Genomic DNA, 15,599 nt, shown 5'->3' on the forward strand with positions numbered 1-15,599 from the left:
CATATGAAGTATAGCGAGCTGGAGCGGAGGCGATGAAGGAACGAAACGCTGTTTTTATGCACCGACAAGCTCAATACGGTTGCCGTCCGGGTCCGCAATCACCGCTTCATAGAAACCGTCCCCGGTCATACGCGGGGCGCTGAGCAGGGAGCCGCTTGCCTGCGCCTGCGCTGCCATACTGTCCACCTGCGCTTTGCTGCCGACGTTGATGGCGATATGCGCCCAGCCGACAAATTCCGGGTGCGAAGGTGCACTGGGCAGGCCCGGCAGCGTCATCAGCTCGATGGTCGGCCCGTCATCCAGGGTAATAAAGTGAGATTTAAACCCCGGACGATTTTTGCTGACGTAGCGGTCATTACTGCGGCCGCCAAACACCGTTTCCCAGAACTGAACCTGCGCGTCCAGGCTGCGGGTCCAGAGTGCGACATGTGCAATATTCATAAGATCCCTCGTTATTTGTCTGTGAGGACTTTCACCGGTAAAACAGGCTACACTCTGGTTTTGAGCGCGACAAGCTGAGGAAACAACAATGCACTACACACTGAAAGAAAGCGACAAGGAAAAAGCGGAAGGAACAAACGGCGCGGGCGCTCTACAGCAAAAACTGCTGGAATCCCGTTCGATTGTCATCTCCGGAGAGATTAACCAGGAGCTGGCCCAGAAGGTCATCACTCAGATGATCCTGCTGCAAAGCGTCAGCAACGATCCGATCAAGCTGTACATCAACAGTCAGGGCGGCCACGTAGAAGCGGGCGACACCATCCACGACTTCATTAAGTTTATCCGTCCGGAAGTGCATGTGATCGGCACCGGCTGGGTGGCGAGCGCCGGGATCACCATCTTCCTGGCGGCGAAAAAAGAGCACCGCTACGCTCTGCCGAATACCCGCTTTATGATCCACCAGCCGCTGGGCGGCGTGCGCGGTCAGGCAACGGATATCGAAATCGAAGCGCGCGAGATCATCCGCATGCTGGAGCGCGTGAACAAGCTGATTGCTGACGCCACCGGCCAGCCGCTGGAGAAAGTGAAGAAAGACACCGACCGTAACTTCTGGATGTCACCGGCGGAAGCGCTGGACTACGGCATCGTGGGTAAACTGATTACCCATTATGACGAGCTGAACCTGGATTAAGTTTTAGCCCGCGTGTGCGTCGGGTGACGGCTTCGCCTTACCCGACCTACGCGCGCTCGATTGACCCATGACAAGTTCCCCCCTCGCTGTCTCTTCTATAATCGCGCCTGTCTCCCCTCTCACTGGTGCTATCCATGGCGTATCAACTGAACCTGAACTGGCCGGAATTTCTTGAAAAATACTGGCAAAAACAACCCGTTGTGCTGAAAAATGCCTTCCCGAATTTTGTCGACCCCATTACCCCTGATGAACTGGCGGGTCTGGCGATGGAGCCGGAAGTTGATAGCCGCCTGGTAAGCCATGCTAACGGCAAGTGGCAGGCGAGCAATGGCCCGTTTGAGCATTTCGATAACCTCGGTGAAACCGGCTGGTCCCTGCTGGCGCAGGCGGTGAACCACTGGCATATGCCCGCAGCAGAGCTGGTGCGTCCGTTCCGCGTCCTGCCGGACTGGCGTCTTGATGACCTGATGATCTCCTTCTCCGTCCCGGGTGGCGGCGTTGGGCCGCATATCGATCAGTATGATGTGTTTATTATCCAGGGGATGGGCAGCCGCCGCTGGCGCGTGGGGGACAAGCTGCCGATGCGTCAGTTCTGTCCGCATCCGGCCCTGCTGCATGTCGATCCGTTTGAGCCGATCATCGACGAAGATCTGGCGCCGGGCGATATCCTTTACATTCCGCCTGGATTCCCGCATGACGGCTTCACCCATGAAACCGCGCTCAACTACTCTGTCGGTTTCCGCGGGCCGAACGGTCGCGATCTGATCAGCAGCTTTGCCGACTACGCGCTGGAGAACGATCTGGGCGGCGAACATTACAGCGATCCGGATCTGACCTGCCGCGAACACCCTGGCCGCGTGGAGCAGTACGAGCTCGATCGCATTCGCCAGATGATGATCGACATGATTAGCAAGCCAGATGATTTTACGAAATGGTTTGGCAGCTTCGTCTCCACGCCGCGTCACGAGCTGGATATTGCCGCCGCCGAGCCGCCGTATTCCGCAGAAGAGGTGCTCGACGCGCTGCAAGGGGGCGAAACGCTCTCCCGCCTGAGCGGGCTGCGCGTGCTGAACATCAACGGCAGCGTCTTTATCAACAGCGAACAGCTGGAAACGGCGGATGTGAACGGTGCGGATGCGCTGTGCCGCTTCACCGAGCTCGGCCAGGCTGAGCTGGGCGATGCGCTGAATAATCCGGCGTTTGTGGAAGAGCTGACCGGTTTGATTAATCAGGGCTACTGGTTCTTCGACGAGTAACAGCGGGCGGCGTTTAGTCAGGCTAAACGCCGCCAGGTTCAGACCAGCATATTACAGGCCTTCCAGTAGTTAAGAAGCCGCTCATCGTCGCGCTCTTTCTCCGCTTTGATTTTCATCGCCTGGGCGAGATTTTCTCGCGATACTTCATGGCCTTTTTGCACGATGTCTAAAACCGCTTCACCAAGAGCCAGTGAAATTTCTGCCCGATTATTGCGAATCGTCATAAATACCTCCTCGTTGGTTGCGATAATCTAATTATGAACGGGAAATAATCAGTCGGTAATAATTCATCTCATTCTTATTTTTCCATTTCGGCATTAAGTAGACTTAATATTCAGCTCTGTCAATGATGTTTCAAAATGCTAACAGGACGTTTAAGCCTGAATTTATGCGCTACAGTTAATTTCGTGCAACAGGCAAATAACCGAAACAGGAGAATAATTATGGTAGATAAAAGCGCAATTAAGGATCACACTCAGGTTGTCGCCAGCTGCGGAACGCACGTCGGGGTTGTGGACCATCTTGATGGTGAGCGTATCAAGCTTGCGAAGAGCGATCCGGAATCGGGCGGCAAACACCACTTTATTCCTCTCGGCTGGGTTGATAAGGTCGAAGATAATAAAGTTGTCCTGACCAAAAACCATAAAGAGGTTTTTGCTGAGTGGCAGGAAGCATAAATATATTTCTCGCAAGGAAATATATGCCTTCGCTCCGGCTTCGTCCGGAGCGTAATAGTGTCTGCGCCCGGTGATTGCTGCCATTACAAATGGATGATACTGTTTTGCCTGTCCTTTCCCCGATGCAGGCCCCGAATGATGCTCCAGAGTGAAAATAGATCAGCGAAACGCATATTTTTTGTTGAAGATTTTCAGGTATTCGGCGAGCGCTACGGCATCGACTACCGTTTCCCCCAGTTAAAAGAGGCGCAGGTCAGCGGTAGCCCCGTGTTGCAGGGGAATGTTGAAGAGATGATGCTCTCGTCCGGCATTTCGCTGACCCACTCCGACGTACGTGTATTACAGCCCTATGAAACCACCTCTCGCCACAGCAGCCCGCTCTATATGCTGGTGGTGCTGGAAGGGTGCGTGACGCTCACGCTCAATGGTATCAATTATCCCGTCCGCCCGGGCATGGCGTTCAGCTCACGTCTGAGTGAAGATCAGGTGATGAGCGCGCGTCACGATGCCGACAGCACGCTGAAAACGCTCTCGTTTGGCGTCTACCCGCACGATGCCGGACGTGAAGCCCTGCTTGAGTCATTGCTTCTGGAATGGCAAAGCCTGAATGCACCCGCGTTTGTCTGGCAGGTTCCCGAGTTTGTGATGTCAGGTATTCTGCATGTGCAGCGGCAGGGGGGAAGCGTGCTCTCACGCAAGCTGTTGCTGGAGGGGCTGATGTATCAGCTGCTCGGCCATGGCCTCAACCAGCGCCAGCAGCCTTGCCCGCGCCGGCCTGAGCATGCGCGTCTTGAACGCGTGCGGAGCCTGCTGGAACAGTCTCCTGAACGGGATCATACTCTCGCGCAGCTGGCAGCCCTTGCCGCAATGAGCCCAAGCAGCCTGCGCAGCAAGTTCCGTCAGCGCTACGGCTGCACGCTTTTCGATTACCTTCGCGACTGTCGCCTTGCGCTGGCGCGCCGCTATCTGCTGGAAGGCCACAGCGTGCAGCAGGCGGCTTGGATGTGCGGGTATCAGCATGCCACCAACTTTGCCACCGCGTTTCGTCGTCATTACGGGATTTCACCGGGGGACGTGCGCAAACTCCGCTAACGTAATTTCTCCTGTCGCGCGAATGCATTCCGTGTGGTTTAGCATCGCGCATACGTAACCTGGCGGCACGCATAGCCGTTTGCACTCTCAAAAAGGTAATAATTCTTATTAACAATAAGAAATATCTCTGGAGAGGGTTATGTTTGCTAAATCGCGTCTGGCACTGCTGGTGGGATGGGTTACCGGTAGCGTTGCTTTTCCTTTACTGGCGCAGGATGCCCAAAAAACTGACACCGTGGTGGTGACCTCGCAGATGCAGTCTGCGGCCACCAAGCTTGAAACACCGGATATTGAAACCCCGCAGTCGGTCTCTATCGTCACTCGCGAGCAGTTCGAAGAGCAGGGCGCAACCAGCGTGCGTCAGGCCGTGAGCTACACGCCGGGGGTCTACAGCAACCAGATCGGGGCGTCAAACCGCTTTGACTACATGGTGCTGCGCGGCTTCTCGGACGGCAGCCTGGATAACGTCTACCTCGACGGCCTGAAGATGATGGGCGACACCAACTCCCACAGCTCGCTGGTGGTTGACCCGTGGTTCCTGGACAGTATCGAAGTCGTGCGCGGTCCGGCCTCCGTGCTCTATGGTCGCTCATCGCCGGGCGGGATTGTGGCGCTCACCTCCCGTAAGCCATCGTTCGATCCTGGCGGGGAGATCAAGCTCTTCGCCGGTAACAATAACCAGCGTGGGGCGATGTTCGACGTCACTGGCCCGGTTGATGATAACGACCGCGTGGCGGTGCGCCTCAGCGGGATGACCCGCTATGCCGATTCCCAGTTCGATCCGCTGAAGGAAGAGCGTTACGCCCTGATGCCGAGCCTGACCTGGCGTATCACCGACAACACCCGTCTGGATCTGATGGCCTACCTGCACCGCGATCCGGAAGGCGGCAGCCACTCCGGCCTGCCATATGAGGGCACCGTTGTACCGCACAGCGGTAAGAAAATCTCCAACACCTTCTTCGAGGGCGAGGACGATTACGACAAGTACGATCGTCGGGAAAACATGGTCGGCTATAACATTGAGCACCTGTTTGACAGCGGCTGGTCCGTGCGCCAGAAGCTGCGCTACCTGCACACCAAAGTCGAGCTGAACCAGGTGTATGCCGCAGGCTGGCTGAATGACACCGAGCTGAACCGCGGCTATTCCGGCTCCGACGAGAAGATGAACGCCATCACCCTGGATAACCAGGTCGACGGCAGCTTCGATACCGGGGCGGTAAACCACCGCGTGCTGATCGGCATGGACTACCAGGACCGCACCAACAACGTCACCGGCTACTACGGCGGCTTCCCGCCGATTGACGCTTTCCATCCTGTTTACGGCGCGAAGCCGGACTACATCACCCAGTACAGCAGGGAAAAACACAAGCTGCGCCAGACCGGCTACTACCTACAGGATCAGATGTCCATTGACCGCTGGCGCCTCACGCTGGGCGGGCGTTACGACCAGGTGAGCGTGTCGAACGTCGACAACTTCAACCACACCCGCAGCGATCTGGATAAAAATAACTTCAGCAGCCGCGCGGCGCTGCTGTATCTGTTTGATAACGGCGTCGCGCCGTACGTCAGCTACTCTACCGCCTTTACGCCGACCAGCTTTGCCGACGAGCAGGGCAACATTTTGGATCCGATGAAGGGCAAGCAGTGGGAGGCGGGTGTGAAGTATGAGCCGGAGGGGATGAACAGCCAGTTCAGCGCCTCGGTGTTCCGCATTAACCAGAAGAACATTGCCACTAAAGAGGAGCCGACCGATCCGTACCGTTCCATCGGTGAAATCGAATCCGAAGGCGTTGAACTGGAGGCGATTGGTCAGCTGACCGACAGCCTGCGTATGCAGGCCGCGTACACCTACACGGATATTCGCTACAAGAAGAGCAGCCCGGAAGAGGAGGGCAAGCGCGCCGTTTATGCCCCGCGTAACATGGCCAGCGCCTGGCTGAGTTACGACGTCAAAACCGGCCCTCTGGACGGCCTGACCGTCGGCTCCGGCGTGCGCTATGTCAACGGGATCGCCAGCGATCGCCAGAACACCCATACGCTTCCGTCGTACACGCTGGTGGATATGACCGTGGGGTATGACCTGTCGAAAGTGGGGCTCACGGGCGTGAGCGCGCAGTTGAACGTCAATAACCTGACGGACAAAAGCTACGTCGCGGCGTGTAACTCGCTCTCTTACTGCTACTTCGGTGCAGAACGCAGCATTGTTGGCAGCGTTTCGTGGAAGTTCTGAGTCGTTGACCATTGCCCGGTGGCGGTTTCCACCCTCTCCCTTTGGGAGAGGGTTGGGGTGAGGGCAACCGGCCGCACTACTCCTCCATCGCAATCACAATTGCCTCGCCCATCTTCCTCAGCGCTTCGCGGTTCTTCTCCGTCGGCGGCAACGCCACGTTGATCCGCAGGCAGTTGCGGTACTTCCCGGAGGCAGAAAACAGCGACCCGGCCGCAGCCTGGATCTTCAGACGGCACAGCTGCTTGCTGACGCACACCATATCGACCGTCTCCGGCAGCTCAACCCACAGCAGGAAGCTTCCTTGCGGGCGGGTGACGCATATCTCTGCCGGAAAATACTGCCGCACCCAGCAGGTATAGGTTTCCATATTCTGCTGATAAATCTGACGCATACGGCGCACGTGGCGATGGTAATGGCCGTCGCGAATAAACGCCGCCACCGCCATCTGCGTGCCCGGCACGTTAAACCCGCCCGCGGCGTACTTCATGTGCATCACCCGGTCGTAATAGCGCCCCGGCACGATCCAGCCGACGCGCAGGCCCGGCGCCACGGTTTTGGTAAACGAGCTGCATAAGAGCACGCGGCCATCTATGTCCATAGAATGAATGGTGCGCGGACGCGGGTACTCCGCCGCCAGCTCGCCGTAAATGTCATCCTCAACAATCACGATATCGTGCCGCTGTGCCAGGGCTAAGACCTGCTTCTTGCGAGACTCCGGCATGATAAACCCGAGCGGGTTATTGCAGTTCGGCACCAGGATCACCGCCTTGATCGGCCATTGCTCCAGCGCCAGCTCTAACGCCTCGATGCTGATCCCGGTCTCGGGATCGGTGGGAATTTCAATGGCCTTGATGTCAAAGCCGCGCAGCATCTGCATGGTGCCGTGAAACGATGGTGACTCGACTGCCACGATGTCACCCGGCTTGCACACCGAGAGCAGAGCGATCGACAGCGCGCCGTGGCAGCCGTTGGTGATGACAATCTCGTTTGCCGCCACGGTGGAGCCGCCATCCAGCATCAGACGGGCGATTTGCTCGCGTAGCTCCAGGCGCCCGTCGAGCACGTCATAGCTCAGCATTTCGCCCGGATTATGCTGCGCAATGCGGCTCATCTCACGCCACAGCGGCTTCAGGCTCGGTTGGTTAATGTCCGGTGAGCCGCCGCCAAAGGAGATCATCTCTTTGTCGGCGCGGGCGTCCAGCAGCATCATCACTTCGTCCCACTGGGTGACGTCCACGGGGCGCTGCACCGGGCGCGTCATCGCCGGGACGGGCGGCTGGGCTTTGCGTTTCGAGACAAAATAGCCGGAGCGCGGCTGAGGCGTAATCAGCTGGCGGTTTTCGAGGATCTGGTAGGCCTGCTGTATGGTGCTGATGCTCACGCCGTGCTCCTGGCTCAGCGTGCGTACCGACGGCAGACGTTCACCGCTGCGATACAGCCCTTGTTCGATACGTTCCGCCAGGAGGTTGGCCAGATGTTGATAGCGCGTCATGCTGTATCCTTTTTTTTCACCATACAGAGCATTAAACCAGTACAGATTGATGGGTAAACCACCATGCAGATACCGTTTTAGCGGATCTGTATGGTAAACAAAAGCAGTTTTTGAATCTGTATTGTACTGGCCGTTTTCCATGATGATAACTCCACTGGCACAGCGAGGAGAGCATCATGGAATTCTACGAGAATCGTTCAAAACGTCCGTTTATCGCGTTTGTCTGGGTAGCGAAAACGCTGCGTAACTGGTATCGCATCAACCGTACCCGCCGTATTCTGAGCCAGATGAGCGACGAGCAGCTCAAGGACGTCGGGTTATCGCGATATGATGTGTGAGCATAGGGTTGCCCGGTGGCGCTACGCTTACCGGGCCTACAGGAGACCGTTGGCCGGGTAAGGCGCAGCCGCCACCCGGCGGTTTTCAGCTCAACAGCGCAAGCGTCTGCCGTTTCGGCCTTTCCAGCAGCTCAACCGCCTCCTGATATGACCGCACGTTGTTATAGCCCATCACCAGCCCGTAGCGTTTGCCCGACCCGCGATACCACGCCGAAAGCGCATTGACCTGCAATTGCTGTTCCTGCCAGCAGCGGGCGATCTCCCGGTCAGCGCTTCCCTTTGCGAGGAACGCGACAATATGCATTCCACCGTCGTTTTGCTCGGTGAAGAACAGATCACCATAGACCTCACGCAGGGCGGCAATCATCCAGTCGCGGCGGGTTTGATAGAGCGCGCGCATCTTTTTCAGATGACGGAAAAAATGCCCCTCGTTGAGAAAGGCTGTGAGGATCTTTTGCGTCAGGACCGGCTGGCCGCTGGTGAGGATGTCCGCGCTGTCGGTAAACGCGCCGACGGTGCTGGCGGGCATCACCACGTAGCCCATGCGCAGTGAAGGCATGATGGTTTTGCTGAAGGTGCCCATAAAGATCACCCTGTCATGCTGGTCGAGGCTTTTCAACGACGGCAGCACTTTGCGGGTGTAGTGAAATTCGCCGTCATAGTCATCTTCGATAATCCACGCCTCGTTTTGTGACGCCCAGTCGAGCAGCTGCTGCTTGCGCGGCAGGGAGAGCGTCACCGCCAGCGGGCTCTGGTGCGACGGGGTAACGATGGCGAAGCGGGCATCGTGGTGATTACGCAGCAGGTAGTCCGTATCCATCCCTGCGCGATCGACCGGCACGGTGTGCAGGCGGGGCACAATGCGCTTGAGCAACTGCTGGCCCATAAAGTAGCCCGGATCCTCAAATACCACCTTATCGCTGCGGCTGGCGAGCGTGTCGAGGATCAGGCGCAGGCTGCCGCTGTAGCCGCTGGTGATCAGCACCTGTTCTGCGGTGCAGGACAACCCGCGCGAGATATTGAGATAGCGGGCAATTGCCTCGCGCAGGGGATACCAGCCCAGCACCGGCGGGTTGAGCATTTCATCCTGACGCATGGCGCGCGTCGCCTGGCCTGCCAGCAGCAGCCATTTTTTATAGGGGAAGCTGTCGAGCGCGGGAATGCCGGGGCGCAGAAAACCGGCCCGTTCGCGCTGGCTAATCAACGACGCCGGCAGCGTGCCGGTCGCTTGTTCTGCCGGAGCGTTTTGCGCGGGCAGCAGAAGATCCGGATTCACCCGCGTGCCGCGCGCGCCCTGGCTTACCAGATATCCTTCCCCCGTCAGAATGGCATAGGCTGTTTCAACGGTTTTTCGCGCCACCTTCAGCTCTTCAGCCAGCACGCGGATGGCAGGCACTTTGTCGCCGGGCTTCAGTACGCCGCGCGTGATGTTATCGCGATAGCGGGTATAAATGTCGTGATAGCCTGGCTTCATGTCCTACCTCATTTCAGGTTTTTTGTGTCTTTTTACTATGTCATTAACGGCGTAGATTTGCCTTATCGCATGATAAAAACCGCACAAAAAAGAGGAAAGACAATGAGCACCCGCGTAAACCACCACAAAGCCACACCTGCACTCGCCAACGCGCTTTCCGCCCTGAGCATGGAAGTGGCGAAAACCTCCATTGATCCGGCGCTGAAGCACCTGATCGACATTCGCGTCTCGCAGCTGAACGGCTGTACCTTCTGCCTGGATATGCATTCGAAAGAGGCCAAAATTGCCGGCGAGCGCGAGCTGCGCCTGTACCATCTGGCGGCATGGCGGGAGTCGCCGCTGTTCAGCGCCCGCGAGAAAGCCGCGCTGGCCTTCACCGAAGCGCTGACCCAGATTGGCGTTCACGGCGTGAGCGACGCGCTGTACCGCAGCGTGGCGGAGCATTTCTCGGACGTGGAAATTTCAGAGCTGAACTTCGCCATCGTAGCGATCAACGCCTGGAACCGCCTGGGCATTACCTCCCGCATGGAGCCGGGCTCGCTGGATGCGGCATATGGGCTGAACAAGGCTAACCTGGAGTAATCCCGCGCTCGCGGATTATCGCCACCAGCACCCGTAAGCCTGGCGGGACGTGACGATGGCGAGTGGGGGATTCGGGCGTTTATGGAGCCGAGGTCGATTGTGGGTTAAACCCTGCCCGGTGGCGCTACGCTTACCGGGCCTACAAAACACCGTAGGCCGGATAAGCGCAGCGCCATCCGGCACAACGCTTCGCTCCTTACCGAAGCATTGTATCTCTCCATTCTGCATTCTCTCCATATCATCACAACGGAGAGCCCTTCATGATCGCAGTCCTTTTCGAAGCTAAAGCTGCACCGGCGCATCAGGCGCGCTATCTTCAACTTGCCGCAGAGCTTAAGCCTTTGCTGGCCGACATCGACGGCTTTATTGATATCGAACGGTTCCAGAGCCTGACGACCGACGGCAAAATCCTGTCCCTTTCCTGGTGGCGGGATGAAGAGGCCGTCCGCCGCTGGAAGCAGAATGTCTTCCATCAGGCGGCGCAGGCCGAAGGACGGGCGTCGATTTTTTCTTTCTACCGTATTCGCGTGGCGCAGCTGATGCGGGAGTACAGCTCCGAAACGGGAGGGCACGCGGATGTATGACGTTCATGTGATTTTCGACAACAGGCCCGGCGAGCAGGGTGAAATTGCGGCGGCGCTGGAACAGGCCATGGCGGCAGTAGCGTCGGCAATGGCCGATCCGTCGCGCGTGAAGATGCTCTGTGCGCTAATGGACGGGCGGGCGTGGACGGCCACCGAACTGAGTGCGGCGGCAGACGTTGCGCCGTCGACCGCCAGCGGGCATCTTGCCCGGCTGGTTGAAGGGCAGCTAATTACCTGCCTGTCGCAAGGGCGGCATCGTTATTATCGTCTTGCCGGGCACGACGTGGCGGCGCTGGTGGAACAGATGATGGGGCTTTCGTGGAGCCGCATTACCCCGCCGGAAACTACTGCGCCGAAAGCCATGCGTGAAGCCCGGACCTGTTACGACCATCTCGCAGGCGCGGTGGCGGTGCAGATCTATGATTTCATGCAGGCGGAAGGCTGGCTGGAGGCTGACAGTTCCGCATTGACCCTGTATGGTCGGGAGCAGTTCCTGGCGCTCGGTATTCCGTTAAGCGCTCATCCGCGTCGGAAGGCGTGCTGCGCCTGCCTGGACTGGAGCGAGCGGCGGTTTCATCTGGGGGGAGAGGCCGGCGCGGCGCTGCTCATCCACATGGAAAGCAAAGGCTGGATCCAGCGGGTGGCGGGGTACAGGGAGGTGGTGGTGACGGCTTCGGGGAAAAGTGCCGTCAGGAAGCATTTTAGCCGCTAAACGCCGCTGCGGGCTGATGCCCTCACCCCGACCCTCTCCCACAGGGAGAGGGAGAACATCGTTTCGCAATTCCTGCGCTTTAACTTCTCGTTTCTTGATACTTACCCTGATAACTATTATCGTAATGGCGTACTACGAGAGGATTCCCCATGAGTGAAGAAGATCTGTTTAGCCGCAGGCCGATGGGCATGCGGATGGCGATGATCGTGCGTCAGTGGCGCGCAGTCATCGACGACGCCATCCTCGACACCGGGTTAACCCAGTCGAGCTGGACGGTGATGATGCAGCTTCATCAACTCGGGGATAACGTCTCGGTCAGCGAGCTGGCGGAAGTGCAGGGGATTGAACTGCCTCCGCTAATGCGTACGCTGACACAGCTGGAAAAGCAGGGCTACCTGCTGCGCACCGTCTCGCCGTATGACAAGCGTATCCGGCTGCTGACGCTGACGCCTGAGGGAAAAGCCATTCTTGAAAGGCTCTCTCAGGTGATTGAGACGTATCAGGCGCGCGTATCGCAAAACATCGCGCCGGAACATCTCGATATTTTCAGCGCCACACTCAATCAAATCGCCTGCAATTTGCGGACAATCCGCGAAGAAGATAATAAGACCGAAAAATAATGACTCCTGAACAAAAGTTTGCCCGCTGGGTAAGGGTGAGTATTGCCTCTTTCCTGCTGATGTTTGTCTACTTTATCGTCGCGGATATCTGGATCCCGCTGACGCCGGACTCCACCGTGATGCGCGTGGTGACCCCGGTGTCTGCCCGCGTCTCCGGGTATGTGGCGGCGGTACATGTCCACAACAATAGCCAGGTTAAGAGAGGCGATCTGCTGTTTGAGCTCGACGCCACGCCGTTTCGCAATAAGGTCGAAGCGGCGCAGATTGCGCTGGAACAGGCGCGTCTGTCTAACGATCAGCTGGACGCGCAGATTGCCGCGGCGCAGGCCAGCCTGAAAACCGCGGTGCTGACGGCGCGTAACGACAAAGTGACCTTCGACCGCTACCAGAAACTGAGCACCTTGCAGAACGTGTCGCAGGCGGATCTGGATAAGGTCCGTACCACCTGGCAGAGCAGCGAGCAGTCCGTCAGCTCGATTCAGGCGAATATTCATAACCTGCGCATTCAGCGCGGCGAGCGGGATGAGCACCGCAACGTGACGCTGCAAAAATACCGTAACGCGCTGGATGAAGCGGAGCTGAATCTTGGCTGGACGAAGGTCTACGCCGAGGCGGACGGCACGGTCAGTAACCTGCAATTAAGCCCCGGTTTTTACGCCTCGTCCGGTTCGGCTGCGCTGGCGCTGGTGAACACCCGGATCGATATCGTGGCGGATTTCCGCGAGAAGAGCCTGCGGCATACCCACCAGGGGACCGACGCCGCCGTGGTGTTTGACGCCTTCCCGGGGCAAGTTTTCCGTGCCCACGTCACCAGCAGCGACGCGGGGATCCTCGCCGGACAGGAGGCCGTAAACGGTCAACTTTCTGAACCGGAAACCTCCAACCGCTGGGTGCGTGATGCCCAGCGTATGCGCATTCACGTGGCGCTGGACGAAGCCTTACCGAAGTCGCTGCCGACCGGCGCGCGCGCCACCGTGCAGCTCTACAATAGCGAAGGGCCGTTTGCGCGATTCTTCTCCGGGATGCAAATCCATCTGGTGAGCCTGCTTCACTATGTCTATTAGCACCCTGGCGCGGGTATTTACCCCGCACGGCAACATCGTCTATACGGCAAACGACTTTCGCCAGACCCTGCGTATCGTCTTTGCCGGGATGATTGCGCTCAGTATTTCGAGTTTCTACAACACCAGCTACGGCGTGTTTTTTGTGGTCTATCCGATCATGCTGCTCTCGCTGGTGCCGGTGTTTAACCGCCACGTGGCGAAGCAGTTTATCTTCAGCGCCTCGCTGAACTGCATCGAAATGGTGTTTATCATCGGCTATCTGTCCCAGTGGCCGGTCATTATGACGCTGGTGGTGTTTGCCCTGTACGTGATGCGTTTTCGCTTTATGAGTAAGGGGCCGCTGTTCCTGTTCGGCTCGATGGGCGTGGTTTGCCAGAGCGTGATGCTCAACTTTATGAGCTACCCCACCACCAACTGGCACACGCTTTTATTCTCTAACATCGAAGCGAGCGTAATGGCGGTGTGCCTGAGCGCGCTGATGAACTACCTGCTGCCGGACGTGGAGCCGCGTAAGCCGCCGCCGCTGATCGAGAAAGATGACGCCCGCGTGCGCCACGAGTCTCTGCTCTCGGGCACCGTGGCGACGCTGATTTTCGTGGTGTTCCAGATGAGCGACTTAAGCGATTCGCTTTCGGCGCTGATGGCGGGCATTCTGATCCTGTTCCCGATGCACTATCGCGGATCGGTTATCAGCTCCATCTGGCGCGTAGTCGGCGTGGTGCTGGGGTGTCTTTATATCCTTGTCGTCCAGCTTATCCTCTACGATCACAGCAGCCATATGCTGCTGATGATGCCGCTGATTGGCCTTGGACTGGCGTTTGGCGCGCGTCTGCACGTAATGGAGAAGGTCGGCGCCGGGGTAGGCTTCGCCAGTATCACCACCATCGGCATTATGTTCGGGCAGAACATGCATCCGGACAGCGACCTGGTGTTCAGCGATCTGTACCGCATCACCTCCGTCACCTTCGCGCTGGTGGTCACGCTGACGATGGTCTTTCTGGTGCACCTGATCCTGAACCGCTTCGAGGCGACGCGCTACGTTATCGCGCCGCCAAAAGCAGATTAATGCCCCAGCACGGCGGGCAGTTGCGAGAGCAGAAACAGGATCAGGCCAATTGTTCCGCCCACCAGGGTACCGTTAACGCGAATGAACTGAAGATCTTTACCGATATTGAGTTCTATCTGGCGTGACATGTCTTTGGCATCCCAGCTTTTCACCGTGTCGCTGATATGGCGCGTCAGGAACGCGGCGAAATCCGGCGCCACGCGGTGCGCGGCATGCTCCAGATGCTCATTCAGCGACGCCCGCAGGCTGGCGTCGTTGGTCAGCGTTTCGCCAAACCACAGCCCGGCGTTGGCGATACGCTGCTTCACGCGGGAATCATCGCTCTGCATGTCATTTTTCAGCCACTGGCGCAGGTCAGCCCACATTTCCCCCAGATAGCGGTTAAAGGCTTCGTCATTCTTCAGGTAGTGTTTGATATTCTCGGCTTTCGCCGTCGTCTCCGGATCGTTTTTCAGATTGTCGATGAACTTGATCGTGGCGCGGTCAAACGCCTGACGGATCTGGTGCGTGCGGTCGTGGCTGATATCGTCCAGCAGCGTGTTCACCGCGTTCGACACCATCTCCGCGCTTTGATCGCCCAGCCACTCGGTGGGCAGCACCATCGCCTTGCGCGGATGCTCGGTCTTAAGCCAGTGGACGATTTGGTCGGCAATAAATTCCCGCGTGCTTTCCCGCTGAATCAGGGTAATCAGGCGGTTGATGATGGCGTCCAGCAGCACCTGGTGACGGTTGTTTTTGGTCATGCTTTCCAGCATGACGGCGCTGGTCTCGGTTAGATCGACCTTATCGATAGCCTTGTGGACGGCGCGTTTGAGCAGGCGCTGGATGCGCCCATCGTCGGTAAGTTCCAGAAAACCGCTCATCACCTGCACCAGATGCTGCCCCACGCGCCGGGCGTTATCGGGCTGGCTGAACCAGGTCCCAATCATCTGTGCGGGCTCGTAGCGACGGATAAGATCGACAAGAGATTGCGTATCGAGAAACTTTTCCTGCACGAACTGGCCGAGATTGTCGCCGATGCGGTCTTTATTGCGCGGGATAATCGCCGTATGGCGCGAGATATAGGGAATTGGCACCCGGCGGAACAGCGCGACAACGGCAAACCAGTCCGCCAGCGCGCCGACCATCGCCGCTTCGGCAATGGCCTTTACGCCGCGCACCCAGAAGGTTTGCGGCAGGAACAGAGTGGTGATAAACGCTGCGACGGCAATCAGCAGCAGCGACAGCGCGAGAAGCTTGGCGCGTTTGAGTTCGGTATGTTTTTCCATGGGTTAAGGATA

At 57.9% G+C, this 15,599-nt stretch carries 16 protein-coding genes and 1 pseudogene; 12 read left to right on the forward strand and 5 right to left on the reverse strand.

What is annotated here, in order from left to right; all coding sequences use genetic code 11:
- Positions 1-54 precede the first annotated feature (54 nt).
- A complete protein-coding gene (locus L379_RS19655; RefSeq protein WP_017383871.1) occupies positions 55-441 on the reverse strand; it encodes a VOC family protein in 387 nt (128 codons plus the stop codon).
- A gap of 85 nt (positions 442-526) precedes the next feature.
- On the opposite strand from L379_RS19655, the pseudogene L379_RS19650 reads away from it, so the two are divergent.
- Positions 527-1,132 (forward strand): annotated as a pseudogene (locus L379_RS19650) (ATP-dependent Clp protease proteolytic subunit); the annotation flags it as partial.
- A gap of 134 nt (positions 1,133-1,266) precedes the next feature.
- On the forward strand, positions 1,267-2,388 hold the full coding sequence (locus L379_RS19645) for a ribosomal protein uL16 3-hydroxylase (protein ID WP_015572567.1): 1,122 nt from the start codon (positions 1,267-1,269) through the stop codon (positions 2,386-2,388).
- 38 nt (positions 2,389-2,426) lie between these two features.
- On the opposite strand, the gene L379_RS19640 is transcribed toward L379_RS19645, so the two are convergent.
- The gene (locus L379_RS19640) at positions 2,427-2,612 is read right to left on the reverse strand and encodes a hypothetical protein (RefSeq protein ID WP_023295865.1); all 186 of its coding nucleotides are present in this window, start codon (positions 2,610-2,612) and stop codon (positions 2,427-2,429) included.
- Between the two features lie 219 nt (positions 2,613-2,831).
- On the opposite strand from L379_RS19640, the gene L379_RS19635 reads away from it, so the two are divergent.
- The 3 genes from L379_RS19635 to foxA all read left to right on the forward strand — a co-directional run bounded on the left by L379_RS19635 (position 2,832) and on the right by foxA (position 6,387).
- The gene (locus L379_RS19635; RefSeq protein ID WP_003863067.1) at positions 2,832-3,065 is read left to right on the forward strand and encodes a DUF2171 domain-containing protein; all 234 of its coding nucleotides are present in this window, start codon (positions 2,832-2,834) and stop codon (positions 3,063-3,065) included.
- Positions 3,066-3,200: 135 nt separating this feature from the next.
- Positions 3,201-4,157 carry a helix-turn-helix domain-containing protein gene (locus L379_RS19630; protein ID WP_032652458.1) on the forward strand — a complete coding sequence of 319 codons (957 nt, stop codon included), beginning with the start codon at positions 3,201-3,203 and terminating at the stop codon, positions 4,155-4,157.
- A 121-nt stretch (positions 4,158-4,278) separates the two neighbouring features.
- The gene (gene foxA / locus L379_RS19625; RefSeq protein WP_103927673.1) at positions 4,279-6,387 is read left to right on the forward strand and encodes a ferrioxamine B receptor FoxA; all 2,109 of its coding nucleotides are present in this window, start codon (positions 4,279-4,281) and stop codon (positions 6,385-6,387) included.
- A gap of 76 nt (positions 6,388-6,463) precedes the next feature.
- Here foxA and L379_RS19620 read toward each other — a convergent pair whose 3' ends face one another.
- Positions 6,464-7,879, reverse strand: a complete 1,416-nt coding sequence (locus tag L379_RS19620) for an aminotransferase-like domain-containing protein (RefSeq protein ID WP_026080655.1) — start codon at positions 7,877-7,879, stop codon at positions 6,464-6,466.
- A 176-nt stretch (positions 7,880-8,055) separates the two neighbouring features.
- Here L379_RS19620 and L379_RS19615 point away from each other — a divergent pair, with 176 nt between their 5' ends.
- Positions 8,056-8,217 (forward strand): DUF1127 domain-containing protein, encoded by a 162-nt coding sequence (locus L379_RS19615; RefSeq protein WP_003863073.1) that lies wholly within the window; start codon positions 8,056-8,058, stop codon positions 8,215-8,217.
- 85 nt (positions 8,218-8,302) lie between these two features.
- On the opposite strand, the gene L379_RS19610 is transcribed toward L379_RS19615, so the two are convergent.
- Positions 8,303-9,691, reverse strand: coding sequence for a MocR-like pyridoxine biosynthesis transcription factor PdxR (locus L379_RS19610; RefSeq protein WP_017694575.1), 1,389 nt, complete (start codon positions 9,689-9,691; stop codon positions 8,303-8,305).
- A gap of 102 nt (positions 9,692-9,793) precedes the next feature.
- Here L379_RS19610 and L379_RS19605 point away from each other — a divergent pair, with 102 nt between their 5' ends.
- The 6 genes from L379_RS19605 (at position 9,794) to L379_RS19580 (ending at position 14,319) form a co-directional block, all read left to right on the forward strand.
- A complete protein-coding gene (locus tag L379_RS19605) occupies positions 9,794-10,273 on the forward strand; it encodes a carboxymuconolactone decarboxylase family protein (RefSeq protein WP_010427243.1) in 480 nt (159 codons plus the stop codon).
- A 260-nt stretch (positions 10,274-10,533) separates the two neighbouring features.
- Positions 10,534-10,857, forward strand: coding sequence for an antibiotic biosynthesis monooxygenase family protein (locus L379_RS19600; protein ID WP_032652462.1), 324 nt, complete (start codon positions 10,534-10,536; stop codon positions 10,855-10,857).
- The gene (locus tag L379_RS19595) at positions 10,850-11,569 is read left to right on the forward strand and encodes an ArsR/SmtB family transcription factor (protein ID WP_032652464.1); all 720 of its coding nucleotides are present in this window, start codon (positions 10,850-10,852) and stop codon (positions 11,567-11,569) included. The genes L379_RS19600 and L379_RS19595 overlap by 8 nt, the downstream gene beginning before the upstream one ends.
- Positions 11,570-11,718: 149 nt before the next feature.
- On the forward strand, positions 11,719-12,189 hold the full coding sequence (locus L379_RS19590; protein WP_015572576.1) for a MarR family winged helix-turn-helix transcriptional regulator: 471 nt from the start codon (positions 11,719-11,721) through the stop codon (positions 12,187-12,189).
- Positions 12,186-13,253: an HlyD family secretion protein gene (locus L379_RS19585; protein WP_026094404.1), complete on the forward strand. Its 1,068-nt coding sequence runs from the start codon at positions 12,186-12,188 to the stop codon at positions 13,251-13,253. Before L379_RS19590 ends, L379_RS19585 begins: the two co-directional genes overlap by 4 nt.
- Entirely contained in the window at positions 13,243-14,319 is a 1,077-nt protein-coding gene (locus L379_RS19580) for a DUF2955 domain-containing protein (protein ID WP_015572578.1), read from the forward strand. The genes L379_RS19585 and L379_RS19580 overlap by 11 nt, the downstream gene beginning before the upstream one ends.
- Here L379_RS19580 and L379_RS19575 read toward each other — a convergent pair.
- Positions 14,316-15,587, reverse strand: a complete 1,272-nt coding sequence (locus tag L379_RS19575) for a DUF445 domain-containing protein (protein ID WP_032652466.1) — start codon at positions 15,585-15,587, stop codon at positions 14,316-14,318. The genes L379_RS19580 and L379_RS19575 overlap by 4 nt on opposite strands.
- Between the last annotated feature and the right edge of the window lie 12 nt (positions 15,588-15,599).

It is taken from the genome of Enterobacter sp. MGH 33, from assembly GCF_000534535.1.
GTDB classification, from domain to species: Bacteria; Pseudomonadota; Gammaproteobacteria; order Enterobacterales; family Enterobacteriaceae; genus Enterobacter; species Enterobacter hormaechei_C.

Excerpts from the sequence above, each read along its gene's own strand:
- L379_RS19655 (WP_017383871.1), bottom strand. The coding sequence starts at position 441 with ATGAATATTGCACATGTCGCACTCTGGACCCGCAGCCTGGACGCGCAG.
- L379_RS19645 (WP_015572567.1), top strand. The coding sequence starts at position 1,267 with ATGGCGTATCAACTGAACCTGAACTGGCCGGAATTTCTTGAAAAATAC.
- L379_RS19640 (WP_023295865.1), bottom strand. The coding sequence starts at position 2,612 with ATGACGATTCGCAATAATCGGGCAGAAATTTCACTGGCTCTTGGTGAA.
- L379_RS19635 (WP_003863067.1), top strand. The coding sequence starts at position 2,832 with ATGGTAGATAAAAGCGCAATTAAGGATCACACTCAGGTTGTCGCCAGC.
- L379_RS19630 (WP_032652458.1), top strand. The coding sequence starts at position 3,201 with ATGATGCTCCAGAGTGAAAATAGATCAGCGAAACGCATATTTTTTGTT.
- L379_RS19620 (WP_026080655.1), bottom strand. The coding sequence starts at position 7,879 with ATGACGCGCTATCAACATCTGGCCAACCTCCTGGCGGAACGTATCGAA.
- L379_RS19615 (WP_003863073.1), top strand. The coding sequence starts at position 8,056 with ATGGAATTCTACGAGAATCGTTCAAAACGTCCGTTTATCGCGTTTGTC.
- L379_RS19610 (WP_017694575.1), bottom strand. The coding sequence starts at position 9,691 with ATGAAGCCAGGCTATCACGACATTTATACCCGCTATCGCGATAACATC.
- L379_RS19605 (WP_010427243.1), top strand. The coding sequence starts at position 9,794 with ATGAGCACCCGCGTAAACCACCACAAAGCCACACCTGCACTCGCCAAC.
- L379_RS19600 (WP_032652462.1), top strand. The coding sequence starts at position 10,534 with ATGATCGCAGTCCTTTTCGAAGCTAAAGCTGCACCGGCGCATCAGGCG.
- L379_RS19595 (WP_032652464.1), top strand. The coding sequence starts at position 10,850 with ATGTATGACGTTCATGTGATTTTCGACAACAGGCCCGGCGAGCAGGGT.
- L379_RS19590 (WP_015572576.1), top strand. The coding sequence starts at position 11,719 with ATGAGTGAAGAAGATCTGTTTAGCCGCAGGCCGATGGGCATGCGGATG.
- L379_RS19580 (WP_015572578.1), top strand. The coding sequence starts at position 13,243 with ATGTCTATTAGCACCCTGGCGCGGGTATTTACCCCGCACGGCAACATC.
- L379_RS19575 (WP_032652466.1), bottom strand. The coding sequence starts at position 15,587 with ATGGAAAAACATACCGAACTCAAACGCGCCAAGCTTCTCGCGCTGTCG.